General features: G+C 47.9%; 21 protein-coding genes. 18 read left to right on the top strand and 3 right to left on the bottom strand.

Features of this window, described 5'->3' with window-relative positions:
- The first annotated feature begins 133 nt into the window (after nt 1-133).
- From GC130_RS10745 to GC130_RS10725, 5 genes are all read left to right on the top strand, one after another.
- Nucleotides 134-1,567, top strand: coding sequence for a M20 family peptidase (locus tag GC130_RS10745; protein WP_151998305.1), 1,434 nt, complete (start codon nt 134-136; stop codon nt 1,565-1,567).
- 41 nt (nt 1,568-1,608) lie between these two features.
- Complete coding sequence (locus GC130_RS29235) at nt 1,609-1,806, top strand: DUF433 domain-containing protein (RefSeq protein ID WP_151998304.1); 198 nt, start codon at nt 1,609-1,611, stop codon at nt 1,804-1,806.
- A gap of 11 nt (nt 1,807-1,817) precedes the next feature.
- Nucleotides 1,818-2,510 (top strand): NAD-dependent deacylase, encoded by a 693-nt coding sequence (locus GC130_RS10735; protein ID WP_151998303.1) that lies wholly within the window; start codon nt 1,818-1,820, stop codon nt 2,508-2,510.
- A 53-nt stretch (nt 2,511-2,563) separates the two neighbouring features.
- Nucleotides 2,564-3,208, top strand: a complete 645-nt coding sequence (locus GC130_RS10730; protein WP_151998302.1) for a DsbA family protein — start codon at nt 2,564-2,566, stop codon at nt 3,206-3,208.
- Between the two features lie 106 nt (nt 3,209-3,314).
- Complete coding sequence (locus GC130_RS10725; RefSeq protein ID WP_151998301.1) at nt 3,315-4,376, top strand: oxidoreductase; 1,062 nt, start codon at nt 3,315-3,317, stop codon at nt 4,374-4,376.
- A gap of 300 nt (nt 4,377-4,676) precedes the next feature.
- Here GC130_RS10725 and GC130_RS10720 read toward each other — a convergent pair whose 3' ends face one another.
- Entirely contained in the window at nt 4,677-6,083 is a 1,407-nt protein-coding gene (locus GC130_RS10720) for an MATE family efflux transporter (protein WP_151998300.1), read from the bottom strand.
- A 192-nt stretch (nt 6,084-6,275) separates the two neighbouring features.
- On the opposite strand from GC130_RS10720, the gene GC130_RS28590 reads away from it, so the two are divergent.
- From GC130_RS28590 to GC130_RS10710, 3 genes are all read left to right on the top strand, one after another.
- Entirely contained in the window at nt 6,276-6,434 is a 159-nt protein-coding gene (locus tag GC130_RS28590; RefSeq protein ID WP_193217829.1) for a hypothetical protein, read from the top strand.
- 216 nt (nt 6,435-6,650) lie between these two features.
- Complete coding sequence (locus GC130_RS10715) at nt 6,651-8,147, top strand: DASS family sodium-coupled anion symporter (protein WP_151998299.1); 1,497 nt, start codon at nt 6,651-6,653, stop codon at nt 8,145-8,147.
- 104 nt (nt 8,148-8,251) lie between these two features.
- Nucleotides 8,252-8,704 (top strand): hypothetical protein, encoded by a 453-nt coding sequence (locus tag GC130_RS10710; RefSeq protein ID WP_151998298.1) that lies wholly within the window; start codon nt 8,252-8,254, stop codon nt 8,702-8,704.
- 1 nt (nt 8,705) lies between these two features.
- Here the strand turns inward: GC130_RS10710 and GC130_RS10705 are convergent, their stop codons facing one another.
- Nucleotides 8,706-9,140 carry a YHS domain-containing (seleno)protein gene (locus GC130_RS10705; RefSeq protein WP_151998297.1) on the bottom strand — a complete coding sequence of 145 codons (435 nt, stop codon included), beginning with the start codon at nt 9,138-9,140 and terminating at the stop codon, nt 8,706-8,708.
- Nucleotides 9,141-9,257: 117 nt separating this feature from the next.
- Here GC130_RS10705 and GC130_RS10700 point away from each other — a divergent pair, with 117 nt between their 5' ends.
- The 8 genes from GC130_RS10700 to GC130_RS10665 all read left to right on the top strand — a co-directional run bounded on the left by GC130_RS10700 (nt 9,258) and on the right by GC130_RS10665 (nt 16,696).
- Entirely contained in the window at nt 9,258-10,253 is a 996-nt protein-coding gene (locus GC130_RS10700; protein ID WP_151998296.1) for a sugar phosphate isomerase/epimerase, read from the top strand.
- Between the two features lie 9 nt (nt 10,254-10,262).
- Nucleotides 10,263-10,748: a YdeI/OmpD-associated family protein gene (locus GC130_RS10695; RefSeq protein WP_151998295.1), complete on the top strand. Its 486-nt coding sequence runs from the start codon at nt 10,263-10,265 to the stop codon at nt 10,746-10,748.
- 8 nt (nt 10,749-10,756) lie between these two features.
- The gene (locus tag GC130_RS10690; RefSeq protein ID WP_151998294.1) at nt 10,757-11,344 is read left to right on the top strand and encodes a Crp/Fnr family transcriptional regulator; all 588 of its coding nucleotides are present in this window, start codon (nt 10,757-10,759) and stop codon (nt 11,342-11,344) included.
- 50 nt (nt 11,345-11,394) lie between these two features.
- A complete protein-coding gene (locus GC130_RS10685; protein WP_151998293.1) occupies nt 11,395-12,135 on the top strand; it encodes an SDR family oxidoreductase in 741 nt (246 codons plus the stop codon).
- Nucleotides 12,136-12,393: 258 nt separating this feature from the next.
- On the top strand, nt 12,394-13,176 hold the full coding sequence (locus GC130_RS10680) for a DUF2971 domain-containing protein (protein WP_151998292.1): 783 nt from the start codon (nt 12,394-12,396) through the stop codon (nt 13,174-13,176).
- A gap of 609 nt (nt 13,177-13,785) precedes the next feature.
- Complete coding sequence (locus GC130_RS10675; protein ID WP_151998291.1) at nt 13,786-15,051, top strand: hypothetical protein; 1,266 nt, start codon at nt 13,786-13,788, stop codon at nt 15,049-15,051.
- 179 nt (nt 15,052-15,230) lie between these two features.
- Nucleotides 15,231-16,049, top strand: coding sequence for a helix-turn-helix domain-containing protein (locus GC130_RS10670; protein WP_151998290.1), 819 nt, complete (start codon nt 15,231-15,233; stop codon nt 16,047-16,049).
- A 62-nt stretch (nt 16,050-16,111) separates the two neighbouring features.
- Entirely contained in the window at nt 16,112-16,696 is a 585-nt protein-coding gene (locus GC130_RS10665; protein WP_151998289.1) for a hypothetical protein, read from the top strand.
- Between the two features lie 40 nt (nt 16,697-16,736).
- Here the strand turns inward: GC130_RS10665 and GC130_RS10660 are convergent, their stop codons facing one another.
- Nucleotides 16,737-17,420 carry a bifunctional 2-polyprenyl-6-hydroxyphenol methylase/3-demethylubiquinol 3-O-methyltransferase UbiG gene (locus tag GC130_RS10660; RefSeq protein ID WP_226940434.1) on the bottom strand — a complete coding sequence of 228 codons (684 nt, stop codon included), beginning with the start codon at nt 17,418-17,420 and terminating at the stop codon, nt 16,737-16,739.
- Between the two features lie 235 nt (nt 17,421-17,655).
- Between GC130_RS10660 and GC130_RS10655 the strand changes: the two genes are divergently transcribed.
- Together GC130_RS10655 and GC130_RS10650 are read left to right on the top strand one after the other, a co-directional pair.
- Nucleotides 17,656-18,108 carry a helix-turn-helix transcriptional regulator gene (locus GC130_RS10655; protein ID WP_151998288.1) on the top strand — a complete coding sequence of 151 codons (453 nt, stop codon included), beginning with the start codon at nt 17,656-17,658 and terminating at the stop codon, nt 18,106-18,108.
- A gap of 39 nt (nt 18,109-18,147) precedes the next feature.
- On the top strand, nt 18,148-18,576 hold the full coding sequence (locus GC130_RS10650) for a VOC family protein (RefSeq protein WP_151998287.1): 429 nt from the start codon (nt 18,148-18,150) through the stop codon (nt 18,574-18,576).
- The last annotated feature ends 5 nt before the right edge of the window (nt 18,577-18,581 follow it).

Raw genomic sequence — 18,581 nt, 5'->3', positions numbered from 1 at the left:
GCAAGCAAATATAATTTTGGGCAACCCGGGAACGCACTTTAAACATCCCAAAGTTTCTGCAATTCCATATTCATCATTTATATTGAAGGTCAAATAGACATCATAAGTTGATCATTCCAAACCAACCGTAACTGTGAAAAAATTACTTCTTATTATCGGAGCTGCTGTTTTGCTCCTTGTACTTGTTGTGCTTATCAAAACCGTGACCTTTACCTCCGAAACATTTGACGTCGCATCGGTCACGCCGGTCGACGTGCCGGATGCTGCCCTTGAAAGGTTCCAAAAGGCCATCCGATACAAAACAATTTCGTTTGGCTATCCTGCTACCCCTGACTCAGCGGAGTTTTATGGTTTTCATAATTTCCTCGCAGAGGCCTTTCCTTTGATCGACAGCTTGTTGGAAAAAAACGTGATTGCCGGGTATAGCCTCCTTTATAAGTGGCAAGGCACGGATGCCTCCGCCAAACCTGTCATTCTGATGTCGCACATGGATGTGGTGCCGGTTGACGAAGGTACGCTAACCAACTGGGAAGCGCCGCCATTTTCAGGAGAAATCAAAAACGGTTTCATCTACGGTCGTGGCACCATGGACGACAAAGTGGGCGTAATGAGCATCCTTGAGGCGGTGGAAATGTCGTTGAATGATGGCCTTCAGCCAAAACGAACCATCTACCTGGCATTTGGGCATGACGAAGAAGTAGGTGGCGAGCAGGGTGCTGGTGCCATTAGCAGGTACATGGAAGAGCAAGGGATCAAAGCTGAGTTTGTGGTAGACGAAGGCGGGTATGTTTCGGACGGTATGGTGCCTGGCGTGAGCAAGCCACTGGCTGTCATAAACGTAGCCGAAAAAGGCTTCATCTCCTATGAACTCACCATCACCACACCAGGGGGACATTCTTCCATGCCCCCAAAAAACAACACTATAGGCTCTCTGGCAGCGGCCATTGTGAAGTTGGAAGCCAATCAGTTTCCCTACAAAATGACACCTACCCTGCAGGAGCAAATCAATATTGTTGGACCAGAAATGCCTTTCAAGCAAAAAATGGCCTTCGCCAACACCTGGCTGCTGGGAGGCAAAATTCTGGAAGGGCTTAACGCTCACACCACCACCGCACCAACGATCATCAAAGGCGGAGTAAAAGACAATGTGATTCCTACCAGCGCTACTGCGGTGGTCAACTTCAGGGTGATGCCGGGAGAAACAACTCAGGAAGTGCTGGAGCACATCATCGAAGTAGTGGCAGATGATCGCATCACAGTGAAGCCGGTAAGCAGTATCAACGAACCTTCTGTGGTAGCTGACCATCGTTCACCTTCGTATCAGTTAATTTCCAAAACTGTGAAGCAGCTAATGCCCGGCACCATTGTTACGCCCGGCCTGCTCGGCGGAGGCACCGACACCAAGCACTACCGAAATGTGTCAGAAAACCAGTATCGCTTCTTTCCAATCCGCCTCTCTCCCGACAACGCTACAGGGTTTCATGGCATCAACGAGCACCTGGCGGTGGACAACTATAAAGAGGTGGTGCAGTTCTTCCATCAGTTGATTAAGAACATGAATGAGTAATGAATTCTTTGATTTTGGTGTTATCTTCGATATAAATAGCTATGAATAAGCTTTGGCAAGAATACATCTCATCTGACTCCAAAGTCATGTATGGCAAGCCTGTCATAAGGGGCACTAGAATCCCTGTTGACCTAATTGTTGAAAAATTGAGGTCTGGAGAGAAACCTCAACAGATATTCTTCTTTCTTATCCAAGCATTAGTCAGGAGGCCATCAACGCCTGTCTTTATTGGTCGCTGAAATCAAGCTAAATGAAAAAAATCGTCGTCCTTACCGGAGCTGGCATCAGCGCAGAAAGCGGCCTCCAAACCTTCCGGGATGCCGGTGGGCTTTGGGAAGGCTTCGATGTGATGGAGGTGGCATCTATTGATGGTTGGCGGCGCAACAGGGAGCTGGTGCTCGACTTCTACAATATGCGACGGAAGCAAGCACTGGAAGCCAAACCGAACCCAGGTCATTTTGCACTAGCTGAGCTCGAGAAGGATTTTGAAGTCGTTATTGTCACGCAAAATGTAGACAGACTGCACGAAATGGCCGGCTCCACCAATATCATCCATCTGCACGGCCAGCTTTTTCAATCAAGGAGCTCGCTGGACGAAAACCTCATCTATGAAATGGACGGATGGGAACTCAAGCTGGGCGACAAATGCGAAAGAGGTTCCCAGCTGAGGCCGAATATCGTTTGGTTTGGTGAGATGGTGCCATTGATAGAGGATGCTGCCAGAGAGGTGATGTCAGCGGATATATTCATGGTGGTAGGCACCTCGCTGGCCGTATATCCTGCCGCCAGCCTGCTGCATTACACTGCCGACCATGCACCAAAATTTGTCATTGATCCAAGTCTGCCCAATCTGCCTAAACTCCCCCATTTCTACCTTTACGAGGAGCTGGCCAGCACTGGCTTGGCTAAAGCCGCTGAAAAAATCAGAGCAGAGTTTTTGTAGCATCTGAACCTTTTGGCTTGAGAAATTGATTGAATGTATATACATTTAATTCAATGAAGAAAGATACAATCATTTACATATTCGATCCTTTGTGTGGCTGGTGCTATGGCTTTAGCGGGACTATTGTTGACCTGTTCAATAAAAGGAAGGATGAGTTCAATTTCGAAGTGATTTCCGGGGGCATGGTCACCGGTACCCGAATTGCTCCCTTTTCTACTATGCACGGCTATATTTCAGGGGCATACAAAAGAGTAGAAGAAATGACTGGAGCGAAGTTTGGAGAGCCCTATCTGAATGAGCTGCTTCCCTCCGACACGCAGATGAACTCCGAGCCCCCTTCAAGGGCACTGGTTACATTCAGAAGCTTTCTACCAGACCAGGTGGTGCCCTTTGCTCATGCGCTACAAAAGAAGCAGTACCTGGATGGCCGTGATTTCGCAGACAATTCGGTTTACGAAGAGCTGGCTGTTCAATTTGGACTAGACCCTAAAGCGTTTATCGAAAAATTTGAGTCGGAAGAAATGAAATACCAGACAACACAGGATTTCCAGTGGAGCAATAGCGCCGGTGTGAAGGGTTTTCCGACAGTAGTGTTGAAAAACGACCAGGGCTATTACCTGGTATCGAATGGCTTCCGTCCGCTGGATGAAGTGGAGAAAGTGATTGAAACGATACAAGGCATGGCGAATGAGGCTTAATGCAAAGAGCTTTCACCCCTGGCCTGTCCCCTGACAGACCAGTATAAACTACCTTTATAGCCGCCCCATCATTGCCCTGCCACTTTTTCTTTCCTACCTTCGGGCCATGGCAAACAATCCCCTTAATGTAGGTCTGATCGGCTTCGGAATAGCCGGTCAGGTATTTCATGCACCCATCATCGTCAGTGTTCCCGGGCTCCACCTCTATAAGATCCGGGAGTCGAGACCAGCGAATATTGCCCTGGCCAATCAGCGGTTTCCACAAGCCACGGTGGTTACGGATGTCGACGACCTTTTTAAAGACCAGGCCATCGACCTGATTGTTGTCGCCACATCCAACACCTCCCATTTTGAGCTGACGAAAAGAGCGCTGGAAGCTGGTAAGCATGTGCTGGTTGAAAAGCCCTTTACCATTGCCTCTGCTGACGCCGATGAGCTGATTGCTATAGCGAAAAAACATAATCGTGTTCTCACGGTTCACCACAACCGCCGCTTCGACGGCGACTTCAATACGATCAGAAAAGTGATAAAAGAAGGAATGCTGGGTACAGTGGTGGAGATGGAAATCCACTACGATCGGTTCCGCAATTACCTGAAGCCCAATGCGTGGAGAGAGGAAGATTTGCCTGGCTCCGGCATTTTGTACGACCTGGGCTCGCACCTGATCGACCAGGCACTTACCTTATTTGGAATGCCCAAAGAAGTGTCAGCTTTTACTGCTCAGCAAAGAGCCGGCTCCAAAACGGTGGATAATTTTGAAGTAATCCTGCATTACCCTGCACTTAAGGTCACGCTAAAAGCAGGCATGCTGGTGCGGGAGCAAGGCTATCGGTTCGTGATCTACGGCGACCAGGGCACCTTCGTGAAAAGTGGAATCGACGTGCAGGAAGAAGCGCTGAAGGCTGGGAAAATCCCTGCAGAAACCCCCAACTGGGGAGTGGAACCAGAAGAGATCTGGGGCAAGATCAACACCAACTACAAAGGCATGCACATGGTGGCCAAAATAGAATCAGAGGTGGGCGACTACCCGGGACTGTACGCCAATGTGCGGGATGCTATCCATGGCACCGGCAGACTTGAAGTCACAGCCGGGCAGTCCAGAGATGTGATCCGCATCATAGAGCTGGCCATGCAAAGCGCCACCGAGAAAAAAACTGTAGCGGTCTAATAATGGTGAATGTCCATTGTGATCCTCTATTGGGACATCAGCATCCCTTTCCTCACCAGCGTCATGTTGACCCCGAGGTACGAGGGAGACATCCCCTGGGTGATAGCAGTGATTTGACCCAGATCAAGGAGACTCCGTTCCACGTCGGCCCCACTACGCTGCGAAGTCACCTTACATTAAAATGGCCAGTGTCTCCACTGGCCATTTTTATTAGAAGCTCGTCAATTATCTGTAAGGGTACCCAGCTTTAGCTAGTTTAAAATCCGTTTTTGCTTGTGTCTTCACGAGCATTGCCAGAGGCTACACCTGCACCGTCTTCCATCTGCCTCTTTTGAAAATGATCACCCCAATGATCGCAAGCAGCGAGTGAGCCACTGCAATGGCCCAGAAGACTCCTGAAGGCCCCCACTCCATCGTCACTGCCAGCCAGTAAGCAAATGGAATCTGGAAGATCCAGAAAACAAAAATATTGATCACAGAAGGTGTTTTGGTATCACCGGCCCCGTTAAAAGCCTGGATCAGTACCATGCCATAGGCAAAGAACACATAGCCCAGACAAATGACCTGAAGGCTTTGTTTTCCAAAGCTTACTACGGCTTCATCCGGCGTAAATATGGCGATCACCTCTTCGGCAAAGATCAGGAAAACAGCTCCTACGATACCGAGAAAGATCACATTGATCAACGCAGTCCGCCAAACAGAGGTTTCCGCTCTGTCGGGTTTCAAAGCGCCAAGGTTTTGACCCACCAGCGTGCCAGCCGCATTAGCCAGTCCCCACGATGGCATGAGTGTAAACACCAGCACCCTGAACGAAATCGTGTAACCTGCCAGGGCCGATTCGCCAAACAGCGACATCACCCGCATCAGGAATATCCAGCTGGCAGACTCGATCAGAAACTGTCCCACACCGCCAACCGACACCTTGATCATATTCACCAGAATGTCCCATTTAACCACAAGAGACTGGATGGTTATTTTGATTCTGGAGCTGCCTTTGAAAAGATGATAAACCTGAAACACCACACCAATTGATCTGCCCGTGGTGGTAGCAATCGCCGCCCCCTCCACACCCATAGCAGGTATTGGGCCAAATCCAAAAATAAACAATGGATCCAAAACACAGTTGATCGTGTTGGCCAGCAAAAGTGCCCACATAGCAATACTTGCATCACCAGCACCACGGAAAATAGCATTGATCAAAAAGATCAGCATTAGCGACACGTTGCCGAGAAAAATCCACCGGGTATAGCCATAACCTTCAGCAATGAGCTCAGGGCTTCCTCCCATCATTTGAAGAATCTCTCTGGCATAAAAGGCACCGGCAAGGCCAATCACGAGCGCAAATGAAAGTCCCAGAATAACGGCTTGCACGGCTGCGACAGAGGCTGCCTGAGCATTTTTCTCACCAATACGCCTGGCGACTGTAGCGGTAGCAGCCATACTCAGGCCAACCGCCACAGAGTACACAATCATCATCACCGATTCGGTAAGGCCAACAGTGGCCACGGCGTTAACGCTTACTTTGCTTACAAAGAATACGTCGACCACAGCAAAGATCGACTCCATGCTCATTTCAATGATCATGGGAATCGACAATAAAAAGATGGCTTTGTTGAGATTACCTTCGGTAAAGTCCTGCTCGCCGCCTTTTAAAGCTTCAAGAAAATAGCGCAAATATTTGCGTATAGAATAGTATAGTGATGTCATTACTTGTCAAGAATTGAAAAAAAAATGTGAAAAAGGAAAAATAGTGACCGATAGAGGTCTGTCCCAGGGGCTGTTTAAGCCTTTGTGGGGTCAATATCCCTGAGACGGGTGGTCACAATGTCCTTGACGAGTTTCATAATGGGTACAATGTTAGGGAAGTTTTTTGAAACGTAAAACAGAAAGTTGTGAAAAGTGAGAAAGGGAGGAGTGAAGGGGTCGGAAGACCGGAGACGGGAGACCGAAGCGGGCGTCGGTAAGGCAGGCAGGCTACTTGCAGTGGGGCCGTCAGACGTCAAGATTAGATTCACCACAGTCTCCTTCGAGCAAAAGATTTATGTTCAGCTAAGCTAACCTAATGAATCCAGACTTGCTCTTCGCATAAGATATCTCCACTTTGCTGCGATATAGCTGGTGTCGAGTCTTCATTGCTATCAGGCATATGGCCAGTAGCCACACAAAAACCAGTTCGCTTCCCACATCATCTCCCGACTCCGGTCTACGGTCTTCCTCCTTCTATCCTCCCAAATCCTCTTTCCTTTCTCCCCTGCCCTTCCTATCTTTTCACGCATGAACATTGACCTGAAAGGCCTGCTGGCCTCCAAGCGCCTATTTATCATCCTGGGACCGAGCCTTTTCATTTTGCTGCTGCTCATTGGCGGGCCAGCTGATATAGAGCCCAAAGCCTGGATAGTTGTGGCCTGCACGGTCTGGATTGCCCTGTGGTGGCTCACCGAAGCTGTGCCCATCGCCATCACCTCCCTCCTGCCCATTTTGCTCTTTTCCGCTACCGGTGCCATGCCGGTTTCCTCGATAACCGGCTACTACTCCAATAATATCATTTACTTGTTCATTGCGGGCTTTATCATCGCTTTGGCGATGGAAAAGTGGAACCTCCACCGGCGCATTGCGCTCAATATCATCAAGCGCACGGGTACCAACCAAAAACAGATCCTATTGGGCTTTATCCTGGCAACCGGGTTCCTCTCCATGTGGATCTCCAATACCGCCACCACCATGATGATGCTCCCCATTGCCCTGAGTATCATCGACCAGCTCACCAAACTGCTCAACAATCCCGACGATGCCACTTCCTCTCATTTCGGCAAAGCACTGGTGATCTCCATCGCCTATGCCGCCTCTATCGGGGGTATTGCCACGATTGTCGGCACACCTACCAACCTTATTTTTGTGGAAGCAGCTGGTCAGTTCTATGGCGCTGAAATCCCCTTCGATCTGTGGTTTTTCTATGCGTTGCCGCTTACGATAATTTTGGGTGCTTTTCTTTGGTGGGATCTCAGCCATAGGGCCTTTAAGCTAAGCAGCATCAAAGTAAAAGGCTCCAAAGAAATCATCGATGGCGAACTTCGGCAACTTGGCGCTATGGGCTACGAGGAGCGCTGGGTGATGGCGATTTTCTCTCTTGTGGCAATAGCCTGGATTTTCAGGACTTACCTGATCGCTCCCATCTTTCCAGGGATCAACGACACCAGCATTGCCCTGATTGGCGCCACCGTTCTGTTTCTGGTACCTGGCCGGGAGAAAAAAGGTGAGATGATCATGGACTGGCAAACAGCCAAGCGCCTCCCCTGGGAAGTAATCCTGCTATTCGGCGGTGCCTTTTCAGTGGCTGGTAGCTTCCAGGAAACCGGCCTCACCGCCTGGATTGGCGGGCGGCTTACGCTATTAGAAAACGTGCATCCCTTGCTGATGCTGCTCATTGTAGTAGCGCTGGTCAACTACCTGACTGAGCTCACACAAAACATGGCCACCTGCACGCTGATGCTGCCCATTCTGGCAGGACTGGCGCAGGCCATTGGTGTGCACCCCTACGGGCTCATGGTTCCCATGACCATAGCCTCTTCGTGTGCCTTTATGCTCCCCGTGGCCACAGCTCCAAATGCCATTGTGTTTGGCTCCGGCACCCTGCAAATGAAAGACATGGTGAGGGCAGGCGTCTGGCTCAATATTTTCGCTACGGTGCTGATAAGCATTTACACCTACTATGTACTGCCACTGATTTGGGGGTTCGATTTCAATTCTTTCCCGGCAGCTTTTGTTAGATAACCCATACCAATTTATGTAAGTGTATTGTCAGGTGTGTTGTCCCCACTCGCCTGAACGTGGGATGTTTTCTGATTTTCTTAATTTAGGCGGCAAACTTAGTGCTGATGAGTCCTCAATTGATCCTATTGCTGAAATTACTGGCCTACACGCTGGTGCTGAATGTCCTCCGGTACTATCCCGGCGGCTGGCTCGAAATGTACACCATCATGGAGCCAATGCACCAGCCCATGGCAATGCATCCAGATGCCTTTGGATTTACAAGCAGCGACCTTCCCGCCTCTTACTTTTACAACTTCATGCTTTGGCTCGCAGTGGTACTTATCTTCCACATCGCCAAAGATGCACTCACCGGTAAAATGATTATCAGAAGCCTCAAAGTGTTTGCTCTGTGTTGTCTTTTCTTTTGCAGCCTGGCTGCGGTCTATATGAATCATTTTAACCAAGACATCAGAAGGTTCTTCATGTACAGTATGCTGGATGCCGTGTTGCTTTTCAGCTTTCTGGGAGCAATCAACGGACTGCTATACCCACTTTTTTTCAAGTCGAGAACAACTTAGCTTACCACCGATCCTTCAACCTTTCCCAATTTTCGGCAGCTACCTCAATATACGTTTCCGGACCGGCTCTCCACACTTGTTGCACCCGTGCGTTGTAGTTCAAATACAACTTCCCTTCAAAAATCGTCCAGCAGTTGGGGTCAGAATGGATCTTATAGCCATTGTTCACACCATAAGCACAATAGCCACCAAACTGTGGTGCATACTTTTCCGGTTCGGCAACAAACCTCTCTTTGTTCTCCATACTGCTGAAATACCATATTGCCCTATTCCAAGAACAGCTAATTTCCTTTTTACCTGCAAGGCTCTTTTGTTCCAAAAAATAAGCGACAGGATCATATCCGTTAATTGCTCCTCTACGGTTGTGGAATACCTTCCCCCTCTTTCTGCGCAAGGCGGAAAGCAAAAGCTCTAATCGAAGTGAAAATGATGACATGAGGTTTATTACTTACCAGCAATGTACAAGTCAAGATGGTGATTGTTTGTTTTGACCGGTAGCGATTTTAACACAAAAAATCCGAAATTGGTCGTACACAAATCCGCTTCTTCTGAAATGAACAAAAGCTATTCGCCCAGCACGTCTCGTCGTTCCTTCCTTCAAAAGGCTGGTCTTACGGGACTGGCACTACCACTAGCAGGATATCAATTCCTCCATGCAAAGCCTTCAGCTGATGAGTCACGCTCTTTAAGTTTCACTACCGACAGTAAAACTGTTGGGCGACACAAAGTCGCTGTCTTCTCCAAAGTCTTGCAGTGGACGGAGCTGAATCAAATGGCGGATATGGTGGCGGAAAGCGGCATTGACGGACTCGATCTGACTGTTAGGCCTGGTGGGCATGTAGAGCCCGAGCGGGTAAAGGACGACTTGCCAAAAATAGCCGAAGCGATGAAAAAGGTGGGCAAGGAAATCGTGATGATGACCACGAGCATTGGTGGTGCCGATGAGCCTTACACCAAAGACATTCTCACAACAGCGGGCCAGCTGGGCATTGGTTTTTACCGGATGGACTGGTACAAATATGACAAGCAGAAAAGCATCGACGACAACCTAAAGGCATTTGCTAAGCGAATGAGGGATTTAGCCAAACTGAACAAAGCCAACAATATCAAAGCAGGCTACCAAAACCACGCTGGCACAGGCTTTGGTTCGCCGGTTTGGGACCTGGTGCAGGTGCTTCGCCAGGTGAACTCACCCTGGGTAGGCAGCCAGTACGATATCCGCCATGCGGTAGTTGAAGGTGCCAACTCGTGGCCGCTCGGTTTCGATCAAATCAAACCGTTCATCAACACGATTGTGATGAAGGATTTTTACTGGAGTAAAAACAATGGCAAATGGAGTGTAACCAATGTACCGCTTGGTGAAGGCATGGTGGATTTCAAAGCTTACAAAGACAAAGTGGCAACCTTGTCGCCGGTGTTGCCCATCACCATACACCAGGAATACGACCTGGGAGGCGCCGAGCATGGCAACCGTAAGGCCAACATCACCGAAGCCCAAATGCTGGCAGCGATGAAGAAAGACCTGGCCTTTGTGAAAAACAATATTTAATCTACTACTATGGCTAAACCACAAAAATTCACTTTCGACGCCGTTATCCAAAAGCATGGAGACATAGATGCAGCCTATGTTGAATTTCCATACAGCACCGAAGAGGTGTTTGGCAAAAAGGGACAGGTAAAAATTGTGGCGGTATTCGACGGCAAAGTGACCTATCGGGGGAGCCTTGCCAATATGGGCCTTGGCTTCCATATGCTGGGCCTTACCAAAGCTGTGCGCAACGACCTCGGTAAGTCATTCGGCGACAAAGTATCCATCGAGCTACAGGAAGACACCGCTCCCCGGGTAGTAGAAGTACCAGCCGACGCTGCCCAGCTGCTGACAGACAACCCTAAGGCCGCCGCCTTCTACGAAAAACTTTCCTACACCGACAAGAAAGAGTATATCCGCTGGATAGAATCCGCAAAACGGGAGGAAACCCGACAAAGCAGGTTGGTGGCTTTTATTGAAAAGCTATCGGTGGGGAAGAAGTTGGTGGATAAGTGAGAAAGCATATGCTCCCGAAAGACGTCTTATATAAAGTGATTTCCAGGATAGCACCCGTTCCAGAAGAGGAGCTCGACAAGCTTTTCGGTTTATGCCATAGCGTGGAGCTAAAGAAGGGAAGTTTATTTGTCGCAGCTGGTGACATCCCCACTAAATTCGGCATTGTAGTATCTGGCTTGTTTCGCTACTACTACCTTCAAGAGGGGGGCAATGAGTTTACCAAGGGGTTCTTTTCTGAAGGCAGCTTTCTAAGCTCTTACAGTGCGACAATAGCTGGCACACCTTCCCATTTCAGCATCGAAGCACTTGAAAATTCAGAAGTGCTTGTTTTTGACTATGGCAAATGGGAGACACTTCGAACCGGACACCCAGGCTGGAACCAGTTTCTGATCACCGTGCTGGAGGAAGCCTTTACGAAGAAGGAAACCCGAGAAAGAGAGTTTTTGCTTTTTGATGCTGAAGAACGATACCAGTTGTTCCTGAAAAGATACCCCGGGCTGGAAAAGAGAGTCAGGCAGCATGTTATCGCCTCCTATCTCGGCATTACCAATGTGGCGCTAAGCAGGGTAAGAAGAAAAATGGGCGTGTTAACATAGGTTAATGCATGTGCCGCCGTGTTCCATTTGCTTTGTTAAAAAAAGTAAAGATGGAACTGATCAACAACACAGTGCTGATTACGGGTGGTAGCTCTGGAATAGGACTTGAGCTAGCGCTGCAGCTAGTTAGAAAAGGCAACAAAGTGCTTATTTGCGGAAGATCCGCCGACCGACTGGAAAAAGCAAAAAACCTTGAGCCAGCACTCAACACATTTGTCTGCGACATATCGGCCATCGAAGGACGCACTTCGCTGGTCAATTGGGTAAAGCAAAATCACTCCGATTGCAATGTGCTCGTCAACAATGCCGCTATTGTTCATAACACCAGCTTTTACGAAGATGAAAGTATGGTTGAAAAAGCAGCACTGGAAATTAGCACTAACCTGCTTGCCCCTATCGCTTTGAGCAAAATGTTCTTGCCGATCATCGAACAGCATTCCGGATCGACCATCATCAATATCACCACTGGTTTGGCCTTTACCCCACGGGTGGACTACCCCATATACAACGCCACCAAAGCAGGCCTCCACTCCTTTTCTCAGGTATTGAGAGAGCAGCTAAAGCGTAACGACATCGGTGTGGCAGAAGTGATGATGACGGTAGTAGACACTCCCTGGCACAATGGCCATCCACCCAAAATAGTCATTTCCCCTACAGAAGCGGTAACTGAAATGATAAAGAAACTTGAAAAGGGGCAGAAAGAAATCAAAATTGGCAAGGTAAAACTGCTGTATCTGCTGTCGAGGTTGGCCCCGGTATTTGCATTTAGGAAGATCAATGGGTTGAAGTAATTTGACTTTGGCATTTCCTACCCCTGGTCTGCCCGGTGGGCAGACCAGCCCCCAAGTGTCACATGCCTCCTCCATGCGGACGATAAGACATCGATAGCTCAGGAAAAGACAGATTACGTCCGTAATTTATAAGGGAGTTTAATTTAAAAGAAAGCCCTTTATTGGCTTATTATTACCATCATAATAAATACCTCAAGTAAAATTTTAGTGTAAATATGTATCTTCGACTGAACTGACCTCTTACTTAAAAACCGGACAGTGAAAATTGAAGAAAGTCACATATTCAAATTTGCTCCCATAAACGCATTTACCTTCAAAAACTTATTACTAAGTCAACTCTGGTTTGGCCCTCCTGAAAATATGAATGACCTGCTGGAAGGTCTTATAAAAATTAAGAACACAGATTTCAAACCAAGCAAAGAGGCTTTGAACCATTTTATTAAATCAAATCAACTTGATCAATATTACTGGAATCCAAAACAAGAAATTGATACACAAGGATTTATAAAATTTTTCGTCGATAACTGGTATCATATACAACGTAATCAATATGGCATCTCTTGTTTTTCAAGTACCCCAAATGAGCCACTTATGTGGTCGCACTATGCCGATAAACACAAGGGAATATGCTTAATTTACGATAAGGAAGAGCTTTTGAGTTGCTTGAAAGATTCTTTTTTAAAGTTTGAATACTGTCCAGTTAACTACAAAAAGAGGCCTATACTAGAACTGTTTGAAGACAAAGGCGAAGTATTATTCAAATCCAGTGACCCTGTTCTAATTTCCAAAGATTCCAAATGGAAATACGAAAAGGAGATTCGATTCCTGGCCAAACTCGAGAATAAAAGTAATTTTAAAGGCCGTACATTTACAATCTATCATTCTGCATTAAAAGGAATTATATATGGAGCCAATATAAATTCTGACGACATCGATTCGATTTCCCTTATCCTAAGAAATGACCCATTATATATTAATGTTAAAGAATACTTATCAGAAATTGATTATGAAAAAGGCACAGTAAGCTTTTATGAAGGGTAGTAAAGGCTACTATTCCTCTAGCCCAGCAACTAGGCTTCAATACCCCAAAATGCTGGCACAAGACTACGTCTCGAACCACTGCACCCCTAATTCCTGAACCTATTCTCCATCATGTCGCCTTCAAACTCCTTGCAGACTGTGTAGCCAAAGGTGGCTCGAAATTTTCCCTTGCCGCAAATAAAACCTCCTCATAACACCGCTCCCGGAGCTCCGAACCTCGCCGTCGGTGCTTTTTACTCCAAATTTGGTGCTCCGAGATCCGGCATCGCATATAAAAGGTGCGACCTCGCATCTTTTTGCCAGGAGTTCGAAGTTATTTGCTCCCTCATCGCATCTTTTTTCTCCGGCTTCGCACCTTTTTGTTCCATTGTCGGTGTCCGGAGCTCCGGCGTCGGTGCTTTTTAGTCCGAACGCCCATATCGGAAGTGGGGGTACCCACCTCTGAAGTGGGTAGGGGTACTTCGGAAGTACCCCCATCGCCCGGTAACAGGGCAGCAATAGTATACCGGAAACGGTCTGTCGGGGACTGACCTGGTTTTGTCCGTGGGTTTTCTCTCCAAAAACCACTAGCTTATACGCTGACTTGCAGCACATTTATTAAAAACAGCAATGAACAACACCTCTCTCCTATTTTTCATAGTTGCTATCGCTCTCACATCGTGCAGTGGCAAAACCGATAAAGAACGGTCTGCCGACCGAGAATCGCCAACGGATAAAGGTATTCACGTTTCCTTCCCAACCGTCAGCGAGCCTATCCAAATCACCGGCGGCGACAAGGAGCATTTATTTGCCAGCTACTATGGTATCAATTCTTTCAGCAGGTCACAGAAATATGTGACTGTGCTGGAAACTGACCTCAAGTATCAGATACCTACCGAGACGGACACTGCTACCCTCGGGCTCGTTGACCTCGATACCCACGAGTTCATTGCCTTAGCGAAAACACGAGCATGGAATTTTCAGCAGGGCTGTATGGCGCACTGGCTGGGCACCTCCCCCGACTCATTAATCATTTACAACGACCTGAGGGAAGGGAAGTATGTGTCGGTGATTTTGAACGTTCATACCAAACAGGAAATCAGGCAAATAGACCGGCCGGTTAGCGCTGTGTCGCTCGACGGCACGAAGGCGATCAGCATCAATTTTTCCCGGTTAAGCATCACGAGAAAAGCATACGGTTACGCTGGAGAGGGCCAGGATGCGCAAAAAGATGTTCAGATACCTGAAGACGATGGACTATTCCTTATCGACCTGGCAACGGGGAAATCGAAGTTGATCGTATCGATCAATGACGTGAAGGGAATAGTGCACGAATTCAAAGACGAGGATCTCTTGTATTTCAACCACACCCTTTTCAATAAAAGCGGCACCAAAGTATTCTGGCTGGCCCGCACCTTACCCAACTGGAACACATCCGCCCTGACAGTCAATATCGACGGTTCCAACATTCAACGCAGCTTCCCGGATGGCTGGGGCGGCTCTCATTTCGACTGGCTCAACGACGATGAATTGATGATCACAGCAAGCTATGACGCCGTGCAGTATGCACACATCCTATTCACCGTGGGTCAGCAAGATTACAAAAGGCTTGGCAACGGGCTGCTTGATTACGATGGCCATGGCACGTTTTCACCCGATGGCCGCTGGATGGTGACCGACACCTATCCTTCCAAAAACAGGGAACAGAAAATTTACCTGATGGACATGACAACCGAAGCTGTACTGCCTATTGGCCGATTCACTGAGCCAGAAGCCTACACCGGCAACTGGAGATGCGATATACATTGTCGGTGGAGCCCCAGCGGTGATTTGATAGGGTTCAACTCTACACACTCTGGAGGTCGGCAAGTATATCTTTTGAAGCTCAATTTCTAATAAAAAATGGTATCCTGTCAAGGGTAGCCTTTGGCGCTGGTCAATTCTGCTTCTTCATTTCAGAAAAATGCCGCCGATCATTGTCCAAAGTAAGGGAGTAGCCCTGGAGGTTTGTCCCTATTTAAACATCGGCAAGCTCTCAAGCGTAGAAAGACCCTGATGGTTGCGAAAAAACGTAAATGTCGCAAAGGCTAATATATGATCGGTTCATGCACGAGCTCTGGAGAGAATCGATCCAGCTCAATCGGGAGACTATCTCCCCTTGTCAGCCATTGCAGCACCTTATCAGCAACTATTTTGTGCTACAGCAAGAAGGCCAATGCCCTACATCTGCTCAGTGGTATATCCTTCCAGACAGCTCCGCTCACCTGATCTTCTACCTATTTGAGAAAGGCAACACAGTATCGGCCAAATGGGCGGTGGTAGGCCCACGATCCCGTCACAAGATGATCAGTCGGCAAAATCGCCTTTTTACCTTCATTTGTTCATTTCGGCCAGGCGGAATGGCCCCATTCGTGAAGCCCCCTCTCAGCGAATTGACAGACTCGTCCAGCGAAGCGAGCTATATTCTGAAAGCCTATGACGAGAGTGCATACGAAGCATTAACCAGGTATGCGCTGCAGCATGATTTGTCGGGTTTTGTTGGGCGTCTTGAGACATTCCTGCTTCGAGCATCTGAAAGTGCAACCATCATCCATCCAGTCGTGAGTGCCTTCTATAACAGTTACAGCGATCATCCGAACAAGCCTCAGCTGGATGTGGCAGCAAAAAAACTGGGGTACTCTGACCGGCATCTGAGGAGCCTTCTAAGGATGCATGTGGGGCATTCGCCAAAAATGATCACACAAATTGACCGGTTTACCTCTTCACTGCTCCAAAACAATCATCAGCAGAACTGGGCCAGTATTGCCCATGCTTCAGGTTATTACGACCAATCTCATATGATTTCTGACTACCACAAGCTCGTAGGCACCAGCCCTGAAAAACTCTTTTCGTAAGTGGCATTTCCGTTTTTTCCAATACAAACTTATCACCGCTCCTTACCTTCGATCTAAAAAAAATGATGAAAAAGTATCTGTTCCTCCTACTTGTCGTCGGCTACTCAGGGTTATCGGCTCAAACACTACAAGTGGAAATCACCACGAAAAACGACAGTGACCGGGAGAAGGCTACCGCCAGGCTGCTACAAGAAGTGCTATCGGAATATGACCTTAGCCAGTGGGTATTTACCCGCCAGGTAGTGATCGAACAAATGGCCATCCCCCACAGCCATCCCGTGCTTACGCTCAATACTCGCTCCAGCGATAAAACGGACATCCTCGACACGTTTGTTCACGAGCAGTTACACTGGTATGTGGAAAAGAACCCTGATGCAGAAAAGGCGGCTATTGATGCCTTCAAAAAAAAGTACAAAGAGGTGCCTTATCAAAATGCTGCCGGTGCCAGAGACGAGTACTCCACCTACCTGCACCTGATTGTGTGCTATCTGGAGTACAGGAGTATGGCCATTCTGATTGGCGAAGAAGAGGCGAAGCAATTGATGTGGAACCAAACCCACTATACCTGGATTTATAACAAGGTCATTGAAGACACCGCCTACCTGAGCAACGTGTTGAAGCAAAATGGCTTTGATTTGGTGGAATAGTCCGACCACGGGCCATTGTCGGCACAAACTTTGTCTGTCTCTATTTAGTGATCCTCGCCAGATACTGATCATTCTCGTCAGTATGCAATATCTCCACCTCCAGACCTATCTCCGCACCAATCTTGGCGAGCGTTTCCTGGTCGACATACACCCAGTCGAACCAGTCGCCCTTCTCTCCTTGGTATTCGTACTGGTAGCTAATCTCGCCGTAGTAGCCCTCAGGTTTGGGAATGCTCAACTCGTAGAGATAGCTTATGTTTGAGGAATCGACGAGAATTTGCCCGCCTTTCTTCAGCAGCTTCATGCACTGCTCCAGCAGTGGCTTCACGCCCGCCAGTTTGCCTGCCAGGCCCAATCCGTTCATGAGCATCAACACTGTATCGTACTTTCCTTTGTGGGTGCGGTAGTCCTCGCTGATTACCTGCCTCACTCCCGATTGCTTCATCACCTCCACACACCCCGGTGAATTCTCCAGGGCGTAAACATCAAACCCACGTGAGGCCAGAATAAGTGAATGCACACCGGCACCAGCACCCAAATCGAGTACTTTACCTTTGCACTCAATCAAGGCAAGCAGGTCGAGCACGCTCAGGTCTTCCTCTTCCCTGAAGAAAACCTCCACAGGCATCTCTTCCGAGCTTCCGTAGGAAGTGTGCAGCATTAGCGGGCTGTATGCTTTGCCCTGGTAGTAGTCAACAATGGCCTGGCCGTGGATGTCTTTCAATGGGTAAGGGATAATTGGAGGGCAAATATTGTATGAAAAAATGCATATTCGAAAAAACTCTCCAAGAATAGCCCACGGCCCTCCTTCTATTTGTCCACTTACACGGCACTTGACATCTACCTAAGCCGCACGCTCATACCAATTCAGGAGGGAAATGGTGTAAACTTCCTCTTTTCCGCCCTATCGTTTGTTACATCTACCACCAACCGTTACTTTAACCATCGAAAACCCAGCGATGACAACAGAACAATATCCGGGAGTGCATATGTATCGTCGTGTGGTACGAGCCAAGCTATTCATTGACAACAACTACCACGAGCCTATCAATGTAGACAACATTGCTGATGAGGCTTATTTCTCCAAGTTTCATTTCATCAGGCTTTTCAAGAACGTCTATGGCAAAACACCCAACCAATACCTGATGGCGGTGCGAATAGAAAAAGCGAAAGAGTTTTTACAATCCGACAAATCCGTATCGGAGGCATGCACGTCGGTTGGGTTCGAAAGTCTCAGCTCCTTCAGTGGGTTGTTCAAAAAAGTGACTGGATCCACACCTTCTGTCTTTCTGAAACAGCAACAGTCGGCAAAAAAAGCCAAAAAAAAGGCACCTTTGAAGTTTGTGCCTGGATGCTTTATTTCCAACAACGGTTGGGATGAGAATGGCAATTTTCGAGAAATGACTGACTGATTTATTACCTTATTTTGCGTCAGCATCAACACGCAAAATATGATCACTAGACTTTCACACACCACCATCTTTGTCCGTAACCAGGACAGCGCTTACGATTTCTACACCAACAAACTTGGCTTTAAAGTAGTGGATGACATGCCCATGGGCAAGGACACCCGTTGGCTCACCGTGTCGCCACCAGACCAGCCGAACCTGGAGATTGTGCTGTTCCCCATTACGGTGGGTAAAATGTACCCGGAAGAAACCGCCAATATCATGCTAGAGCTTTTGCAAAAAGGCAAACTGGCCAATGGCGTGTTTGAATGCAACGACATTTACGCCACCTACGAAGAGCTCAAATCCAAAGGAGTGGAGTTTCTGAAAGCGCCAACCGAGGAGTTTTATGGCGTTGAAGCACAGTTCAAAGATGACTCGGGCAACTGGTTCTCGTTGCAGCCAAAGAGCAACTTCACTAAAACCGAATAGCGGAT

Origin of the sequence: Imperialibacter sp. EC-SDR9 (assembly GCF_902498805.1) — a bacterium.
Classification (GTDB): domain Bacteria; phylum Bacteroidota; class Bacteroidia; order Cytophagales; family Cyclobacteriaceae; genus Imperialibacter.
Note: the sequence above shows the minus strand (reverse complement) of the source record. Positions and strands in the feature narration are given on the sequence as shown.